This window comes from Fusobacterium ulcerans ATCC 49185, from assembly GCF_900683735.1.
Lineage (GTDB): Bacteria > Fusobacteriota > Fusobacteriia > Fusobacteriales > Fusobacteriaceae > Fusobacterium_A > Fusobacterium_A ulcerans_A.
In genome coordinates this window covers 1,738,776-1,756,259 of sequence record NZ_LR215979.1, presented here as the reverse complement: position 1 = coordinate 1,756,259, position 17,484 = coordinate 1,738,776, and the positions used below count along the sequence as shown (strand labels likewise).

The following is a 17,484-nucleotide window of genomic DNA, read 5'->3' as shown; positions in this document are numbered from 1 at the left end:
ATTTCAAAGTTGCACAATATGGGGTATAATATAAATATATTAAAAGTAAAGAAAAAATCAGCTAATGATGAAGGGAGAAACTATTGAAGAAAGTCTTAACTGAACAAGAAATAGAAATGCAAATGGAAAAAGCTTTAGACAGGATTCCATTTGAGATAAAAAAGATAAAGTTTGCTCTTGGAGTAATAAAAAGAATAAAGAAATTAAAAATGATTTTTAAATTTAAATAGGGGGAACAATGATATCAGAAAAGTTAGTGAAAAGAATAGGAACTATATCGAAAGAATTTGAAAAATTAGGATATAATTTAGAAGAAGATTTATTAGAATTAGTGGAAATGAGAGAAGATATAGCTGAAAGACTGGAAAATACTAAATATAAAAAAATAGAGTTTTATGAAGATAAAGAACTACATTCTGTGGGAATGACTTTAGAAGATGTTCAAATAGAATTTTTTATAACTGAAGGAGAAGATGAAGAGGGACCTTGGTATGAAGCAGAGGCTGAAATAATATTCTTTTAAAATAAATTAAGGAATAAGGGGGAACAAGAGATGAAAATATTTGATGGGCATGCAGATATATGGTTTGATGTTTCTGCAAAAAGAAAAAATGGAGAAGAGTATATTGTAAGAGATCATCATCTTGAAAGATTTAAAGCTGGAAATATAATGGGTGGTATATTTATAGCTTATCTTGATGAAAATGCTGTTGATGAAGAAAAAGAAATGATGTGGATGATAAATTCCACTATTCATGAAATTAAGCAAAATGAGGATTTATATAATATAATAAAAAACTCAGGAGATTTTAACAAGGGAATAATAAGCGGAAAATTGAATGTTCTTATGGGAATAGAAGGACTTAGAGCAATAAAGAAAAACTTGGATTGGCTGGATACTTTTTATCAGCTAGGTTTTAGACATGCCTCACTTACTTGGAATGAAGAAAATGATCTTGGAACAGGAGCAAAGGGCGATGAAAACAGAGGTATAACAGAAGTAGGAAAAACAACTATAAAAAAAATGAACGAATTGGGAATGGTAGTAGATGTATCTCATGCCAATGAAAAAACTTTCTGGGGAATCTATGAAACAAGTACTAAACCAATAATTGCTTCCCATTCAAATGCAAGAAGTCTTTGTGACCATGTAAGAAATTTAACTGATGAGCAGATTAAAGCAGTAGCAGAAACTGGTGGATTAGTAGGAGCTGTTGCATATAAAGGATTTGTAGATTTGGCTAAAGAAAAACAAACAATAGAAAGATATGTTGATCATATAGACCATATGGTATCATTAGTTGGAGTGAAACATGTTGGAATAGGATTTGATTTCTGTGAATATCTTCATGCTAACAGAACTGGAAAAGATATGAATCCAAGTGGTTTAGAAGATGCTTCTTATGCACAGAATGTTATAGAAGAACTAAGAAAAAGAGATTATTCAGAGGAAGATATAAGAAAAATAGCATATGAAAATTTTATGAGGATAATAGAAGTAACTTTGGAAAAATAATTTTGAGTGAAAGGATGGAAAATGGAAAGAAAATTATTGATATATGATTCATTTACAACAGAGGTTTTTAAAGGAAATCCAGCTGGAGTTTTATTAGGAGCAGATGGATTGAAAGATGAAGAAATGCAGAATATAGCTAAAGAATTGGGATATCCTGAAACTGTATTCCTATTTTTAAGTAAACCTGAAAAAATAAAGGTAAGATTTTTCACTCCAAAGGAAGAAATAGATTTATGTGGGCATGCAACTATAGCCTATGGGACAGCTCTTGTAGAGTGTGGAATAATCCAAGTTGCAGAGGGAGAAAATCAAATAGGGATAGAAACTAATTTAGGAATACTTCCTATTGTTATAAAAATGAAAAATAACAAGGTAGAGAATGTAATGATGTATCAGGCTTCACCTAAAATAGATCAAAATTTCATTATAAACAAAAATGAATTGGCAGAGGCATTAAATATATCTTCTGATAGTTTTGAAGATGGTATAGAAATAGTGAAAGCTTATACAGGTGTATGGGATTTGATGATACCTCTAAAAAGAAAAGAGATATTGAATGAAATAAATGGGAATATGGAAAAAATAAGAAAAATTAGTGAGAAGTTAGATATAATCTCTCTTCATCCATTTTATATAGAAAAAATTGGAACTGAAACAAAACTTTATGCTAGAAATTTTGCTCCAATAGTTGACATAGATGAAGAGGCAGCAACAGGAACTTCAAATGGAGCATTAATATATTATCTTTATACAATAGAAAAAATTGAATCTGGAAAAATTATTGTAGTAACTCAAGGAGAGAAATTAGGAAGAAAAAGTGAAATTATGGGTAAAGTTCAAATTAAAGATGAAAAATTAGATGTTCTCATTGGGGGGACAGCAGTAAAATTTGTGGAAGGAAAAATAGAAATATAATTTAAATTAAAAAATGGCTGTTGTAAATTAAAAAAAATTTCTACAGCCTTTTTATTTTTTCACTTTAAACTAGCTGAAAATGTCGAGTCCAAACCACTCGAAAATATCGAGTTGAACCACTCGACATTCTCGAGTCTAATAAGACTATTAATTAATAAAGACTACTACTAGTAAAAAGAAAAATTTTTTAAGAACTTTTCTGAAAAAATAGTAGTAGCACTTTTCACCTAATCTAACTTTTATATTATATGTGAAATTTATATTATTCTGCAATCACATTCATCTTCTACAACCATAAGATTATCAAGATGTTTTCTGGAAAAATATAAAATGCTTCCCATTGTAAAAAGTATTACAGCAAGAGAAAGAAAGATAGTAAGAAATCCCATATCTTGTGTAAAACCAGCAACTTTTCCAGAAATAATACTTGCAAAGAACATAGTCATATACCATAATCCCATAAAAAATGTAGAATATCTCTTAGGAGAAAGACAGTTAAACATAGCAATACCAATAGGAGCAACACAAAGTTCAGATAAAGTGTTGAATACATATGCAAGAATAATGAAAATTATATTTGCTTTCATACCACCAGATGTAAGAACAGAGATAGTCATAAAAGCAAAAGCTATCCCCATTGAAAATATCCCAATAGAAATTTTTACAGGAATAGTTATATTTCTTTTTCTAAGCTGACTCCATAGCATTGCTAATATTGGAGAAAAAAGTATTCCAAGTATAGCATTTAAAGCAGCAAACCATGGAACAGGAACTATAAAACCAAATAAATTTCTATCAACATAATCTCTCGCATACAAAGTTATAGAGCTAAAAGATTGATAAAAAGATGTCCAGAAAAGAATAACAAATATTGAGATTATACCCATAGCTTTTATTCTTTTTATTTCATTTTCAGTAAAGTCAAAGGAAAAAATTGATTTTTTTTCAGTTTTACATATATAACATGGTGATTTTCCAATATCTTTAAGATATTTAGGAGCGAGATACAAAAAAGCAGTTGTCCAAGTAATTCCTATGATACTACAGATAAGAAACATAGGTTTATACCCAAAATGGGTAATTTCTCCTGTGATAGTTCTTACAGCAAAAAATTTATCAGATATCAGTCCAGCTGTAAAAGGAGCAAGGAAAGAACCTAAGTTTATAAACATATAAAAAAGGCTATAAGCAACTTCTCTTTCCAGAGTACTTTTATGTGAATAGATATTTCCTACAAGATTAGTTCCATTAGCTTTGAAGAATCCATTCCCTATGATGACAGAAAGAAGTCCAAAATATAGTTGATAAATATTAGAACTTGTAAATAAAAGAAAATTTCCAAAAGATATAAAGGTTCCACCTAAAATTATAGACTTTTGTTGTCCTAAATATCTGTCAGACAGCCATCCTCCAATGAGGGGAGTAAGATGCAATATTCCTACATAAAGTCCATAAAGAGATGTAGCTTCTTTAGGAGAAAGGCCAATACCTCCTTTAATGACAGAAGTAGTAAAATAAAGTACAAGCAGTGTAGATATCCCATGGTATGAAAATCTTTCCCATGTAATGGTAAAACACATGAGCCAAAAAGAACTAGGATATTTTTTTTTGAGATTATTTATAAAATCCAACAACATGAAAATCCTCCAAAACATTCAATAGCAATTATTTATTCTGCTATTATATAGCATTTCTTTTCAAAATAAAAGTAAAATAAAAAAAGGCACAGAAATGTTCTGTGCCAAAAATATTTTAATTAATATTCAAGTTTTCTAAATGCATGTTTATCAGCACCGCAAGGAGGACAAGTCCAATCTTCAGGAAGAGCATTGAAAGAAGTTCCAGCTTTGATACCATGATCAGCATCTCCAATAGCGGGATCATAAACATATCCACAAACTTCACATATAAATTTTTCAGTTTCATTTGTGTCATGTCCTTTTAATTCAGCAAAAGCATGTTTATCAGCACCACAAGGAGGGCAAGTCCAGTCTTCAGGTAACTCACTAAAAGAAGTTCCAGCTTTGATACCATGATCTACATCTCCAATAGCAGGATCATAAACATATCCACAAACTTCACATATATATTTTTTCATAAGTAAAACCTCCAATAAATTTTTCTAAATCATCTACAAGGATTATATCATGATTTTTACAATGGGTAAATACGGAATTATAAAATTGAATTATTAAGTTTTGAATTTTCTTCAAGAGCATTAACAAGTTGTTTATCAATTGTATAAAGCCTTCTGCAAACTTCACGAGATATATTAAAAAGAAATTTATTAAATAGTATTATATTTGTTTTAGACAACTTATGTAAAGATATCTTTGAGAACTGCAGCACTGAGAGTTCACACATAGCAATAGCGGTTCCTATATAGGGAAGAATACCAATGAGAGCAACTTCTCCAAAACAATTTCCAGTAGTAAAAGTTCCAATGTCAAAGTCTATATCATCTTTTTTATGAAAAAGTTTTACTATTCCATTTTCAATTATATAAATATTATTAGGAGAACTATCTTGTTCAAAAATAATTTCACCTTTTTTATAATTTTTTAAAGTCATTAAAGAAAGCATTTCTCTTATTTCTTCTTTGCTGAGAGCGCTGAATAGAGGAGTTTTTTCAATTACTTTAAATATAGTAGAGTATTCATTCATAAATTGATTATTCATAAAAATTCCCCTCCTGAATTTATTAAAATCTTAATTCTAAAATAAAATATTATTATAATATACTAAATAAAGTTTAAAAATCCTTTAAAAAATGGAGATACATTGAAAATACAGGTACTTTGATAAGTGTTAGAGAGAATATTTTAAAAATAAAAAAAAATTTTAGAATTTCTATTGACTTTTAAAAAAAGTCAAAGTATACTTATATTGAAAGAAGTGTGTTATATTTTTAGAAAAAGCATACATATATATCATAAATATTGCTTATCTAAGAATTCTATGACATAGCAAGCGTATAAGACAATTGAATATTTATATATAAAATAGAGGTGCATTTATGGAGGTAGTATGGAGATGCTAAGAGAAAAAGCTCTCAATGCTTCATACGAAGGACGTAGTTGCCGAAAGGAAAAAGATTGCTTATGGTTTTTTTTCTTGGGGGTTGCAGGAATATGCAACAACTGTCACATTTATTGTGGAGAGCTATTTTGGGTTGAGTAAAATCAAGATCAAATCTGCTTACAGTTTAACTATGTCTATTATCACATGCATCTTTTTTAATTTTTTGAAAATTTGAATTTAAAGAATTAGGAGGAAAAAATTATGAAATCAATGATCAGATTAAGAATGAGTTCTCATGATGCACACTATGGAGGAAACTTAGTTGATGGTGCTAGAATGTTACAATTATTTGGAGATGTTGCTACTGAACTTTTAATCCAAATGGATGGAGATGAAGGATTATTTAAAGCTTATGACAGTGTAGAATTTATGGCTCCTGTATTTGCTGGAGACTTTATAGAAGCTGTTGGTGAAATAGTAAGTTCTGGAAACAGTTCAAGAAAAATGGTTTTTGAAGCTAGAAAAGTTATTGTTCCTAGACCAGATATCAATGATTCAGCAGCAGATGTTTTAACAGAGCCAATAGTTGTATGCAGAGCTAGCGGAACTTGTGTAACTCCTAAGGACAAACAAAGAAAAAAATAGAAATAACTTGATTTAATTGAAAGGAGATGGAAATGGAAAAATTAATAATTACAGCAGCTATATGCGGAGCTGAAGTAACTAAAGAACAAAATCCAGCAGTTCCTTATACTGTAGAAGAAATAGTAAGAGAAGCATATGGAGCATACAAAGCAGGAGCTTCAATAATTCACTTACATGTAAGAGAAGATGATGGGACTCCTACTCAATCTAAAGAAAGATTCAAACAATGTATGGATGCAATAAGAGAAAAATGTCCAGATGCAATAATCCAACCATCTACTGGTGGAGCAGTTGGAATGACAGATCTTGAAAGATTACAGCCTACTGAATTAGGACCAGAAATGGCAACTCTAGATTGTGGAACTTGTAATTTTGGTGGAGATGAAGTTTTCACTAATACAGAAAACACTATTAAAAACTTTGGAAAAATAATGATTGAAAGAGGAGTAAAACCTGAAATTGAAGTATTTGACAAAGGAATGGTAGATTATGCTATAAAATATGCAAAACAAGGATTCATAAAAAAACCTATGCATTTCGACTTTGTTTTAGGAGTACAAATGGCAGCAAGTGCAAGAGACCTTGTATTTATCAGTGAAAGTATTCCAGAGGGTTCTACATGGACAGTCGCTGGAATAGGAAGACATGAATTTCCAATGGCAGCAATGGCTATCACTATGGGAGGGCATGTAAGAGTTGGATTTGAAGACAATGTATATATTGAAAAAGGTGTACTTGCTAAATCAAATGGAGAACTTGTAGAAAAAGTTGTAAGATTGGCTAAAGAATTAGGAAGAGAAATTGCTACTCCTGATGAAGCCAGAGAAATTTTAGGATTAAAAAAATAATTTAACTTGAATGATAGAAACTAAAATATAATTTAAGGAGGAGATTTTAAATGATAAAAGGATGTAAATATGGAACACACAGAGTTATAGAACCACAAGGAGTTTTACCACAACCAGCTTTAAAAATAAATAACGATATGAACATATACTCAAATGAGATATTAATAGATGTAATGGCATTAAATGTTGACTCAGCTTCATTCACTCAAATTGAAGAAGAAGCAGGACACGATGTAGAAAAAATCAAAGCTAAAATAAAAGAAATTGTTGGTGAAAGAGGAAAAATGCAAAACCCTGTAACTGGATCAGGTGGAATGCTTATTGGAACTATCGAAAAAATTGGAGACGATTTAGTTGGAAAAACTGATCTTAAAGTTGGAGATAAAATAGCTACTTTAGTTTCTCTATCTCTTACTCCATTAAGAATAGATGAAATTGTTGATGTAAAACCAGATATTGATAGAGTAGAAATCAAAGGTAAAGCAATACTTTTCGAAAGCGGAATTTATGCTGTATTACCAAAAGATATGCCTGAAACTTTAGCTCTTGCAGCTTTAGATGTAGCTGGAGCACCTGCACAAGTTGCTAAATTAGCTAGACCTTGTCAATCAGTTGTTATCCTTGGATCAGCTGGAAAATCAGGAATGCTTTGTGCTTATGAAGCAGTAAAAAGAGTAGGACCTACTGGAACTGTAATTGGATTAGTAAGAAATGAAAAAGAAGCTGCTCTATTAGCTAGAGTAAGCGACAAAATAAAAGTAGTTATTGCTGACGCTACAAAACCAATCGAAGTATTAAATGCTGTATTAGCTGCTAACGATGGTAAAGAAGTAGATATTGCTATCAACTGTGTAAATGTACAAAATACAGAAATGTCAACAATTTTACCAGTTAAAGATTTAGGAATAGCTTACTTCTTCTCTATGGCAACTTCATTCACTAAAGCTGCACTAGGTGCTGAAGGTGTAGGAAAAGATGTTACTATGATCGTAGGAAATGGATACACTAAAGACCATGCTGCAATCACTTTAGAAGAATTGAGAGAAAGTGCTGTATTAAGAGAAATATTCAACGAATTATATGTTTAATCTTTTGCCTTAAAAATAACTTAAAAACTAAGACATGAAATTAAAATTAGAGGAGATGATAAAATGAACACAGTTAACACTAGAGCAAAGTTTTTCCCAAATGTAACAGATGAGCAATGGAACGATTGGCATTGGCAAGTAAAAAATAGAATAGAAAGTTTAGAAGACCTTAAAAAATATATCACTTTGAGTGCAGAGGAAGAGGAAGGAGTTAAGAAGACTCTTGAGACTTTAAGAATGGCTGTTACTCCATACTATTTCTCATTGATGGATAATAATGACCCTAACTGTCCAGTTAGAAAACAAGCTATTCCTTCAATAAAAGAAATTCATCAAGCAGAAGCAGATCTTTTAGACCCATTACATGAAGATGAAGATTCTCCAGTTCCTGGATTGACTCACAGATATCCAGACAGAGTACTTCTATTAATAACTGATATGTGCTCAATGTATTGCAGACACTGTACTCGTAGAAGATTTGCTGGAGCAAGTGATGATGCAATGCCTATGGACAGAATAGACAAAGCTATTGAATATATAGCTAAAACTCCACAAGTAAGAGACGTATTATTATCAGGAGGAGACGCTTTATTAGTTTCTGATGAAACTTTAGAATATATCATCAGTAAATTAAGAGCTATCCCTCACGTTGAAATAGTAAGAATTGGATCAAGAACTCCAGTTGTTCTTCCTCAAAGAATAACTCCAGAGTTAGTTGAAATGTTGAAAAAATACCACCCAATCTGGTTAAATACACACTTCAACCATCCAAAAGAAGTAACACCAGAATCTAAAAAAGCTTGTGAATTACTAGCTAACGCAGGAATCCCTCTAGGAAATCAATCAGTTCTTTTAAGAGGAATAAATGACTGTGTACATGTAATGAAAAAATTAGTTCATGAGTTAGTAAAAATGAGAGTAAGACCTTACTATATTTATCAATGTGACCTTTCAATGGGATTAGAGCATTTCAGAACTCCAGTTTCTAAAGGAATTGAAATTATTGAAGGTTTAAGAGGACATACATCAGGATATGCAGTACCTACATTCGTAGTTGATGCACCTGGTGGTGGAGGAAAAACTCCTGTAATGCCTCAATATGTAATCTCTCAAGCTCCACATAAAGTTGTATTGAGAAACTTTGAAGGAGTTATCACTACTTATACTGAGCCAGAAGAATATCATGAAGAATGTCAATGTGAAGATTGTAAAGCTCACAGAACAAACACTGGAGTATCTAAACTTCTTAGTGGTGGAGCTATGGCAATAGAACCAAAAGAGCTTGACAGACATAAAAGAAACGAAAAATAATTGATTATGAGGTAGCGATATGATGGATACTTATGATCTACTAAGAGATTATAAAAGAGTGTCAATAATAGGAATGGAAAAAAATGTAGGGAAAACAACTGTTCTTAATCAATTAATAGAGGATATAGGCACAAAAAAAGTAGTTGGTCTTACTTCTATTGGAAGAGATGGAGAAGATACAGATGTTGTGACTAATACTCATAAACCTAGAATATATGTTTTTCCAGGAACATTAGTAGCTACTGCAAGAGATTGTTTGAGAAACTGTGATATTACAAGAGAAATTTTGTATACCACAGATTTCTCAACCCCTATGGGGAATATTGTAATAATGCGGGCAATTTCAGCAGGTTATGTAGACATAGCAGGTCCTTCTTATAATGCTCAAATAAAAAAAATTTTAGATATAATGGAAAATTTTGGGAGCGAACTATCTTTAGTAGATGGAGCTTTAAGCAGAAAAGGAAGTGCAGTAGGAGATGTAACAGAAGCTACTATATTGGCAACTGGTGCAGCATTATCTCTCGATATGGGAAAAGTTATTGAAGAAACAGCTAATACTGTATCGCTTCTTACTTTACCTAGTTTGGAGAATAATGAACTAAAAGATAAAATCAATGAAATTTTCCAAGAAGCTAGAGTTGGAATAATATATAATGATGGTGAGATAAAGACTTTGGAAGGCATGGGACCTCTTGAGTCAAATGATGAGATAAAAAATTACCTTAATGACAGAATACAAGTGATAGCTGTTAGGGGAGCTGTTACGAAGAAATTCATTGAGATTCTGATAAAAAACAGAGGTAATTTTAAAAATATAAAATTGATAGCAAAAGATGGAACAAAGGTTTTCATAGATTTTTTAACTCAAAAGAAATTAGAGGTCAGTGGTGTAGAGCTAAGGGTCATGAATACTATAAATCTTCTTTTTGTAACATGCAATCCACGTTCTCCTCTTGGATATGAATTTCCAAAGGATAAGTTTAAGAAATTTTTAGAGGAAAAAATAAAATATAAAGTCATAGATGTGGTAGGTGAGCGAAATGAGATTTATAGATGATAAAAGTCTTGAGAGATTAGGATTTAGAAAACTTTTAACAAGAGTTGAAACTCTTTCTCCTTATGGTAAAGCTAAACTGAAAAAGTTAAAGAACTACTTAAGAGGAGAGGAGCAACTTCTAAAAGAAGAATTTATAAAAATGGAAGTTTTTATGAGTTTTTCAGAAGAAAATAAGAATCTGGTAAGAGATATCGAAGGGATAATTCACAGATTAAAGGACATTAAAACAGTTGTAAATAATTGCTTAAAAGAAAATATATTGGATGATGTAGATCTTTTTGAGATAAAGGTACAGGCACTATTAATGGAAGAATTAAATCTTTTATTAAAAAAATTGCCAGGGGAACTGAAAAATTTTGATTTGGAAAGCATGGAAGAGATGATTGACGCTCTAGATCCAGATAAAAACAGACTGCCTACCTTTTATGTTTATGACAGTTACTCACTTGAACTTAAAATGGTGAGAGATAAGAAAAAAGATGTAGAAAAAAGAATATTCGCTGCAAAAAGTTTTGAAGAAGTATCTCAATTAAAAGAAGAGAGATTGGATATACTTGTAGAAGAAGAGAAAGAAGAGCTGAAAGTGAGAAAACAGCTTACATCAATCTTGTTAAAAAAAGCAGAGGGATTTTTAGAAAATATAGATAAAATAGGGAATCTAGATTTTTTAATGGCTAAGGTCAGATTTGCAAGAACTTATGGAGGTATCAGACCTGAGATATCTATGAATAATGAAGTAGATGTTACTGGACTGGTAAATATAGAAGTGAGAGAAATGTTAGAAGCTAAAAGCAAGACTTTTACTCCAATTGATGTGAAATTAGGATCAGGAGTTACCATAATAACAGGAGCAAATATGGGAGGAAAAAGTGTTGCGTTAAAAACTATAACTGAAAACCTTTTACTTTTCCATATGGGATTCTTCGTTATAGCTGAAAAGGCAAAATTCCCACTTGTAGATTTCGTATTTTTTATATCAGATGACATGCAGGATATCTCTAAGGGTCTAAGTACTTTTGGAGCTGAAATAATGAAGCTTAAAGAAGTAAATATATTTTTAGATTTAGGAACAGGCTTTGTAGTTTTTGATGAGTTTGCTAGAGGAACTAATCCAAAAGAGGGACAAAAGTTCGTAGAAGCTTTAGCTAAATATTTAAATGATAGACCTACAATATCTCTTATGACCACACATTTTGATGGAATAGTAAGAGATGATATGAATCATTATCAAGTAGTAGGGTTAAAAAATGTAGATTTTGAAAACTTGAGGAGAAAAATAGAGTTAAGCAAAAATTCTATGGAACTTATTCAAGAATATATGGACTTCAGACTTGAAAAGGCGGACAAGGCAGAAGTACCAAAAGATGCTCTGAATATAGCAAAATTAATAGGAATAGATAAAAGATTTACAGAAATAATACTTGAAGAGTATATTAAGGAGGATTAAAAGAGATGAATAGCAAACTAAATCTTAACTGGAATTTAGTAGATGAAGCTCGTAAGTCAGCTAAAAAAATTGCTGCAGATGCACAAGTATTTGTTGATGCACACAGTACTGTTACTGTAGAAAGAACAATATGTAGATTACTTGGAATAGATGGTATTGATGAATTTGAAGTACCATTACCAAATGTGGTGGTAGATTTTATTAAAGAAAATGGAAATATTTCTCTTGGAGTTGCGAAATATTTAGGAAATGCAATGCTTGAAACTGGATTAAAACCACAAGAAATAGCAGAAAGAATTGCAAGAAAAGAATTAGATGTTACAAAAATGAAATGGCATGATGATTTTGAAATTAAATTAGCTCTTAAAGAGATTGCAGAGGCTAATGTAGAGAGAATCAGATCTAACAGAGCAAAAAGAGAAGAATATTTAAATGTATATGGAGATAAGAAAGGTCCTTACATTTATGTAATAGTTGCTACTGGAAATATCTATGAAGACGTTACACAAGCTGTAGCTGCAGCTAGACAAGGTGCAGATGTAATAGCCGTTATCAGAACTACTGGACAATCTTTATTGGATTATGTTCCATATGGAGCTACAACTGAGGGGTTCGGAGGAACAATGGCTACTCAGGAAAACTTTAGAATTATGAGAAAAGCTCTTGATGAAGTTGGAGTAGAATTAAAAAGATATATAAGACTTTGTAATTACTGTTCAGGACTTTGTATGCCTGAAATAGCTGCAATGGGAGCTCTTGAAAGACTAGATATGATGCTGAATGACGCATTATATGGAATCTTATTCAGAGATATAAATATGAAAAGAACTTTAGTTGACCAATTCTTCTCAAGAGTTATCAATGGATTTGCAGGAGTTATAATTAATACAGGAGAAGATAACTACTTAACTACAGCTGATGCTATTGAAGAAGCTCATACAGTTTTAGCTTCACAATTCATCAATGAACAATTTGCATTAGTTGCTGGATTACCAGAAGAACAAATGGGGTTAGGTCATGCATTTGAAATGCATCCAGATACTAAAAATGGATTCTTGCTTGAATTAGCTCAAGCTCAAATGGCTAGAGAGATATTCCCTAAAGCACCATTAAAATATATGCCACCTACAAAATTTATGACAGGAAATATTTTTAAAGGTCATGTACAAGATGCTTTATTTAATATGGTAACTATAATGACTAATCAAAAGGTACATTTATTAGGAATGCTGACAGAAGCTATCCATACTCCATTTATGTCAGACAGAGCACTTTCTATAGAAAATGCTAAATATATTTTTAATAACATGGAAGATTTTGGTAATGATATTGAGTTCAAAAAAGATGGTATAATGGTAAATAGGGCTAAAGAGGTTCTTGAAAAAGCTGCTGAACTATTAAAAACTATAGAAGGAATAGGAATATTCAAGACTCTTGAAGGTGGAATTTTTGCTGGTATAAAAAGACCATTAGATGGAGGAAAAGGACTGGCTGGAGTATTTGAAAAAGATTCTAGTTACTTTAATCCATTTATAGAATTAATGCTTGGAGGTAATAGATAATGTCTGGAGGTTTATATTCTACTGATAAAAAAGAATTTGATAAAACACTTGATCTTACGCAGTTAAGACCATATGGAGATACAATGAATGATGGTAAAGTTCAAATGAGCTTTACTCTTCCAGTACCTAATAATGAAAAAGGTGTGGAAGCTGCTATACAATTAGCTAAAAAAATGGGATTTATAGATCCAGCTGTTGCTTTTTCAGAAGCACTGGATAAAGAATTTTCATTTTATGTAGTATATGGAGCTACATCATATAATGTTGACTATACTAATATAAAAGTACAGGCTTTAGAAATAGATACAATGGATATGCATGAATGTGAAGAATATATTGCTGAAAATATAGGAAGAAATGTAGTAATGATAGGTGCAAGTACAGGAACAGATGCTCATACAGTTGGAATAGATGCTATCATGAATATGAAAGGATATGCAGGACACTATGGACTTGAAAGATATAAGGGAGTAGAAGCATACAATCTTGGAAGTCAAGTTACTAATGAAGAGTTTATCCAAAAAGCTATTGAATTAAAAGCTGATGCTTTGATAGTTTCACAAACTGTAACTCAAAAAGATGTTCATATTCACAATTTAACTAATTTAGTTGAATTACTAGAGGCTGAAGGATTGAGAGATAAAGTTATCTTAATAGCTGGAGGAGCTAGAATAACTAATGAGTTGGCAAAAGAATTAGGATACGATGCAGGATTTGGTCCAGGAAAATATGCTGATGATGTTGCAACTTATATTGTAAAAGAAATGGTTCAAAGAGGAATGGTTAAGAAATAAAATAAACAGTTTTGAGTTTTAACAAGCTCTGAATGAAAATTTGCTTGAATCACTAGTGATTTAATGCTAAAATATCATTCAGGGCTCTCTTTAATTTATGAGAGAATAATGAAAAGGGTGAGGGAGAAAATGAGACTTTTAAAAACAGCGTTGATTTCATTATTTATGATTGGAACTGCAGCTTTTTCTTTTGAGGGAGATGCTAGTTGGACTACAGTTGCAATATATGACAATGAGATGCCAGAGAACATTATTTTAAATGAAAAATATAATGGTGGTCATCCAAAAGTGTTGGATTATGTCTTTGTAAGGACAAGAACAGCGAATTTAAGAGAGCTACCAAGTACAAAGGGTAAAATCATAAAAAAATTTAATTATGATACTAAATTAAAGGCTTTAGAAAAAATATATGATTATGGTAACTACTGGTATAAAGTAGAAACTGATAAAGGTGAAATAGGATATATTTCTTCTATGGTAGTAAGAAAAAGAGTTTTTAGGTTTGAAAAAGCTATAGATAAAATAAAAGAGCTTGAAAACTTTATTGCAAAAGAAATGGAAGAAGGAAGAGAGGTAGTCAGTACAAATTCATATGTTCCTAATCCAAATAATGTGGATTTTAAAAGAGAAAAGGATAAATATGGAACTTCTCTTGATCAGAATATAGTTGGATGGTATGGAAAAGAAAAAATATTTGTGCCAGATAGGTCAGTACTTTCTATAGTAGAGCCTGGAGATAAAACTTCAAAAGTACATGTAGCATCAATAAAAGAACCTCTTGTTATTGAAAATAAGAGAATATCTAGAAATCCTAAAATAGATAAAAATTTTAGGAAAGTTATAGCTATAGATATAGAAAATCAAAATGTTATGGTCTTTGAAAAAAATGAAGATAATAAATGGGAAGTTATATCTTATGTATATAGCAAAACAGGAATAGAAAGTGAAGTGGGATTTGAAACACCAAAAGGATTTTTTATAGCTCCAATGGTAAAATATATAATGCCATATAATAGTGAAGTAGGAGAAAAGCAAGGATATGCAAGATATGCTATCAGATTTTCTGGTGGAGGATATCTTCATGGAACTCCTCTAAATTATGATGAGGATGCCAATAGAGAATTTTTTATGAAACAAAAGGAAAAAACTTTGGGAACATTTACAGGAACTAGAAAATGTGTAAGAACTACAGAACCTCATGCAAAATATCTTTTTGAATGGATGGTTAAAAGTCCAAATAAAAGCAGAAATGAGCAAGTCCCTGATGAAAATGTAATGTTTGTTATTTTCTAAAATAGTTTTGAGGAGGAAAAATGAAAAAAGTATTACTTATGATATCTGTTTCATTTCTTATTATTTTGACGGGGTGTTCTTCTGTAGATAAACAACCTTTAAAAGAATTGGTTATTGAAGAAACTGAAAATGAATTTGTAATGGAAGATATAGATGTTTCTAAAAAAACTCTTGAAGAAATCATAGTATTTAATGAAAAGGGTGTCACAATAAGAAGAGAAGGAAATAACTTAGTACTTTCTATGCCTGAACTTGTACTTTTTGATTTCAATAAATATGAAGTTAAAAATAAAGTTAAAGGAAGCTTAAATGCATTGGCAAAAGCATTGGAAGAGAACCCAGATATTAGAATTAAGATAGATGGGTATACTGATTTTATAGGAAGTGAAGGATATAATCTTGAGCTTTCTGTGAAAAGGGCTGATGCTATAAAAGACTATCTTGCTAATAGAGGAGTAAAACTTTCTAATATTTCTATTGAGGGGTATGGAAAACAAAATCCTATTGCTTCTAACCAAACTGAAAAAGGAAGAGCAAAAAATAGAAGAGTTGAATTTATAATTTCAAGAGATAAATTTTAGTATAAAAAACAGTTTTTTTATATGAAAAGATAAATTGTGATATATTATATGAGTATTAAAGATATACTTGCATATAATCTGTATAGATATAAATCTAGCTTTAAAAGCGTGTAATCTAAAAGCATTAGTTGCTTAGGTTACACGCTATTTTTTGCTGGAGGAAAGAAAAATGAATGAAGCAAAAGAAAAATAAGGTTCTGTAAGAGAACCTATTAAAGTTACAATACTTTCATTTTCTAGAGATATGGGATTTTTTATTTTATTTTTTATAGTTTAATCATACAATTTTGGTACCAGTGAGATGCTATGGGCAGTACCAATAGCAAGTATACTGGCTTTTCTTCTTGCTCCTATAATGATTTCAGGAGAATATAAAACATTGAAAATTTTAGAGAAAACTAATATATTAAATAATATAAGAATTTATAAGAAAGAATAACAAAAATAAGGTTGTAAAAACTTTCTATTTTTGTTATCCTTTCTTCATTTATTGGTTGGGAGATATTAAGATTATATACTTTAATTTTTAATATACCAAATATGTAATTTTAGATATATAAATTGAGAAGAAATTGAGGTATAATTATTATAGAAAAACAATCATAAAAAGGGGAAAAATATGAAAGTATTAATAACTGGGGCAACAGGAGGCATAGGAAGAGCTTTAATAAAAGTGTTTTATAGAAACGGTTGGGAAATATTAGCTGTTGGAAGAAATCAAAATATGTTAACAGAACTAAAAGAAAAATATAAAGAAAAATTAAATATATATTCTTTAGATATAGAAGTTGAAAAAAATATTGATGAATTATTTAAAAGTTTAGAAGGACAGCATATAGAGCTTTTAATAAATGGAGCTGGAATAGGAGAGCTAGGTTATTTTGAAGATATTTCTTATGGAGTCGAAAAGAGAATGATAGATATAAATATTATTGCTCTTATTAAATTTACAAAATATTTCTATGGAAAAACAGAGGGGATAATAAATATATCTTCTACTGCTGGGTTTCAATATGGAGGGCCATTAATGACTGGATATTATGCTACAAAATCTTTTATAAATAGTTTTACATTTGGATTAATGGGAGAAGGGGGAAAAACAAGGATGATGTTATTATGTCCAGGGCCTACTCTTACAAATTTTAAAGGAGTAAATAAAGAACTTAAAGGATTGGCAAAATTCTATACTACAACTCCAGAAGAGGTAGCAGAAAAATGTTATTCTGATTATCTAAAAGGAAAGAGAATTTCAATTCCAGGAAAAATAAATAAAATATTGTATTTTTTTAATAAAATGATGCCTATTATGTTTCAATTAAAGGCGATAAAAAAAATCCAAGAGAAAAAAACGAAAAAATAGTTTCGTTTTTCTGTAAAAATGGTATAATAATTTTTATCACGAG

The 17,484-nt window shown here is 30.6% G+C and carries 19 protein-coding genes and 1 riboswitch; of the genes, 16 read left to right on the top strand and 3 right to left on the bottom strand.

Annotation, left to right across the window (positions count from 1 at the left end):
• The first annotated feature begins 83 nt into the window (after positions 1-83).
• From E0E45_RS17680 to E0E45_RS07885, 4 genes are read left to right on the top strand one after another with little or no spacing between them, the layout of a single operon-like run.
• Positions 84-230 carry a hypothetical protein gene (locus tag E0E45_RS17680; RefSeq protein WP_172604174.1) on the top strand — a complete coding sequence of 49 codons (147 nt, stop codon included), beginning with the start codon at positions 84-86 and terminating at the stop codon, positions 228-230.
• A gap of 8 nt (positions 231-238) precedes the next feature.
• Positions 239-523, top strand: coding sequence for a hypothetical protein (locus E0E45_RS07895; protein WP_130890665.1), 285 nt, complete (start codon positions 239-241; stop codon positions 521-523).
• Positions 524-553: 30 nt separating this feature from the next.
• Positions 554-1,516 carry a dipeptidase gene (locus E0E45_RS07890; protein ID WP_130890664.1) on the top strand — a complete coding sequence of 321 codons (963 nt, stop codon included), beginning with the start codon at positions 554-556 and terminating at the stop codon, positions 1,514-1,516.
• A 21-nt stretch (positions 1,517-1,537) separates the two neighbouring features.
• Entirely contained in the window at positions 1,538-2,431 is an 894-nt protein-coding gene (locus E0E45_RS07885; RefSeq protein ID WP_130890663.1) for a PhzF family phenazine biosynthesis protein, read from the top strand.
• Positions 2,432-2,688: 257 nt separating this feature from the next.
• Here the strand turns inward: E0E45_RS07885 and E0E45_RS07880 are convergent, their stop codons facing one another.
• The 3 genes from E0E45_RS07880 to E0E45_RS07870 all read right to left on the bottom strand — a co-directional run bounded on the left by E0E45_RS07880 (position 2,689) and on the right by E0E45_RS07870 (position 5,110).
• A complete protein-coding gene (locus E0E45_RS07880) occupies positions 2,689-4,068 on the bottom strand; it encodes a peptide MFS transporter (protein WP_130890662.1) in 1,380 nt (459 codons plus the stop codon).
• A gap of 119 nt (positions 4,069-4,187) precedes the next feature.
• A complete protein-coding gene (locus E0E45_RS18075; protein WP_130890661.1) occupies positions 4,188-4,529 on the bottom strand; it encodes a rubredoxin in 342 nt (113 codons plus the stop codon).
• 77 nt (positions 4,530-4,606) lie between these two features.
• Complete coding sequence (locus tag E0E45_RS07870) at positions 4,607-5,110, bottom strand: Crp/Fnr family transcriptional regulator (protein ID WP_130890660.1); 504 nt, start codon at positions 5,108-5,110, stop codon at positions 4,607-4,609.
• A 316-nt stretch (positions 5,111-5,426) separates the two neighbouring features.
• A riboswitch (Lysine riboswitch) is annotated at positions 5,427-5,604 on the top strand.
• Between the two features lie 109 nt (positions 5,605-5,713).
• Between E0E45_RS07870 and kal the strand changes: the two genes are divergently transcribed.
• The 12 genes from kal to E0E45_RS07815 all read left to right on the top strand — a co-directional run bounded on the left by kal (position 5,714) and on the right by E0E45_RS07815 (position 17,441).
• Complete coding sequence (gene kal / locus E0E45_RS07865) at positions 5,714-6,097, top strand: 3-aminobutyryl-CoA ammonia lyase (protein WP_005979942.1); 384 nt, start codon at positions 5,714-5,716, stop codon at positions 6,095-6,097.
• A gap of 32 nt (positions 6,098-6,129) precedes the next feature.
• Positions 6,130-6,945 (top strand): 3-keto-5-aminohexanoate cleavage protein, encoded by an 816-nt coding sequence (kce, locus tag E0E45_RS07860; protein WP_130890659.1) that lies wholly within the window; start codon positions 6,130-6,132, stop codon positions 6,943-6,945.
• 50 nt (positions 6,946-6,995) lie between these two features.
• A complete protein-coding gene (gene kdd, locus E0E45_RS07855; RefSeq protein ID WP_008697305.1) occupies positions 6,996-8,033 on the top strand; it encodes an L-erythro-3,5-diaminohexanoate dehydrogenase in 1,038 nt (345 codons plus the stop codon).
• Between the two features lie 63 nt (positions 8,034-8,096).
• Entirely contained in the window at positions 8,097-9,344 is a 1,248-nt protein-coding gene (gene kamA, locus E0E45_RS07850; protein ID WP_130890658.1) for an L-lysine 2,3-aminomutase, read from the top strand.
• 19 nt (positions 9,345-9,363) lie between these two features.
• A complete protein-coding gene (locus tag E0E45_RS07845) occupies positions 9,364-10,404 on the top strand; it encodes a hypothetical protein (protein ID WP_130890657.1) in 1,041 nt (346 codons plus the stop codon).
• Entirely contained in the window at positions 10,388-11,851 is a 1,464-nt protein-coding gene (locus E0E45_RS07840) for a MutS-related protein (RefSeq protein ID WP_130890656.1), read from the top strand. Before E0E45_RS07845 ends, E0E45_RS07840 begins: the two co-directional genes overlap by 17 nt.
• A gap of 5 nt (positions 11,852-11,856) precedes the next feature.
• Entirely contained in the window at positions 11,857-13,413 is a 1,557-nt protein-coding gene (gene kamD, locus E0E45_RS07835) for a lysine 5,6-aminomutase subunit alpha (RefSeq protein ID WP_130890655.1), read from the top strand.
• The gene (gene kamE / locus E0E45_RS07830) at positions 13,413-14,207 is read left to right on the top strand and encodes a lysine 5,6-aminomutase subunit beta (protein WP_096402525.1); all 795 of its coding nucleotides are present in this window, start codon (positions 13,413-13,415) and stop codon (positions 14,205-14,207) included. Before kamD ends, kamE begins: the two co-directional genes overlap by 1 nt.
• Before the next feature lie 129 nt (positions 14,208-14,336).
• On the top strand, positions 14,337-15,500 hold the full coding sequence (locus tag E0E45_RS07825; protein ID WP_130890654.1) for a L,D-transpeptidase family protein: 1,164 nt from the start codon (positions 14,337-14,339) through the stop codon (positions 15,498-15,500).
• A gap of 20 nt (positions 15,501-15,520) precedes the next feature.
• Entirely contained in the window at positions 15,521-16,081 is a 561-nt protein-coding gene (locus E0E45_RS07820) for an OmpA family protein (RefSeq protein WP_130890653.1), read from the top strand.
• Positions 16,082-16,382: 301 nt separating this feature from the next.
• Entirely contained in the window at positions 16,383-16,520 is a 138-nt protein-coding gene (locus E0E45_RS17840) for a hypothetical protein (RefSeq protein WP_176891557.1), read from the top strand.
• 180 nt (positions 16,521-16,700) lie between these two features.
• A complete protein-coding gene (locus E0E45_RS07815) occupies positions 16,701-17,441 on the top strand; it encodes an SDR family NAD(P)-dependent oxidoreductase (protein ID WP_130890652.1) in 741 nt (246 codons plus the stop codon).
• Positions 17,442-17,484: the final 43 nt, after the last annotated feature.

Excerpts from the sequence above, each read along its gene's own strand:
- E0E45_RS07870 (WP_130890660.1), bottom strand. The coding sequence starts at position 5,110 with ATGAATAATCAATTTATGAATGAATACTCTACTATATTTAAAGTAATT.
- kdd (WP_008697305.1), top strand. The coding sequence starts at position 6,996 with ATGATAAAAGGATGTAAATATGGAACACACAGAGTTATAGAACCACAA.
- E0E45_RS07820 (WP_130890653.1), top strand. The coding sequence starts at position 15,521 with ATGAAAAAAGTATTACTTATGATATCTGTTTCATTTCTTATTATTTTG.
- E0E45_RS07825 (WP_130890654.1), top strand. The coding sequence starts at position 14,337 with ATGAGACTTTTAAAAACAGCGTTGATTTCATTATTTATGATTGGAACT.
- E0E45_RS07815 (WP_130890652.1), top strand. The coding sequence starts at position 16,701 with ATGAAAGTATTAATAACTGGGGCAACAGGAGGCATAGGAAGAGCTTTA.
- kamE (WP_096402525.1), top strand. The coding sequence starts at position 13,413 with ATGTCTGGAGGTTTATATTCTACTGATAAAAAAGAATTTGATAAAACA.
- E0E45_RS07885 (WP_130890663.1), top strand. The coding sequence starts at position 1,538 with ATGGAAAGAAAATTATTGATATATGATTCATTTACAACAGAGGTTTTT.
- E0E45_RS17840 (WP_176891557.1), top strand. The coding sequence starts at position 16,383 with ATGCTATGGGCAGTACCAATAGCAAGTATACTGGCTTTTCTTCTTGCT.
- kce (WP_130890659.1), top strand. The coding sequence starts at position 6,130 with ATGGAAAAATTAATAATTACAGCAGCTATATGCGGAGCTGAAGTAACT.
- E0E45_RS07895 (WP_130890665.1), top strand. The coding sequence starts at position 239 with ATGATATCAGAAAAGTTAGTGAAAAGAATAGGAACTATATCGAAAGAA.
- kamD (WP_130890655.1), top strand. The coding sequence starts at position 11,857 with ATGAATAGCAAACTAAATCTTAACTGGAATTTAGTAGATGAAGCTCGT.
- kal (WP_005979942.1), top strand. The coding sequence starts at position 5,714 with ATGAAATCAATGATCAGATTAAGAATGAGTTCTCATGATGCACACTAT.
- E0E45_RS07890 (WP_130890664.1), top strand. The coding sequence starts at position 554 with ATGAAAATATTTGATGGGCATGCAGATATATGGTTTGATGTTTCTGCA.
- E0E45_RS07845 (WP_130890657.1), top strand. The coding sequence starts at position 9,364 with ATGATGGATACTTATGATCTACTAAGAGATTATAAAAGAGTGTCAATA.
- E0E45_RS18075 (WP_130890661.1), bottom strand. The coding sequence starts at position 4,529 with ATGAAAAAATATATATGTGAAGTTTGTGGATATGTTTATGATCCTGCT.
- E0E45_RS07880 (WP_130890662.1), bottom strand. The coding sequence starts at position 4,068 with ATGTTGTTGGATTTTATAAATAATCTCAAAAAAAAATATCCTAGTTCT.
- kamA (WP_130890658.1), top strand. The coding sequence starts at position 8,097 with ATGAACACAGTTAACACTAGAGCAAAGTTTTTCCCAAATGTAACAGAT.
- E0E45_RS07840 (WP_130890656.1), top strand. The coding sequence starts at position 10,388 with ATGAGATTTATAGATGATAAAAGTCTTGAGAGATTAGGATTTAGAAAA.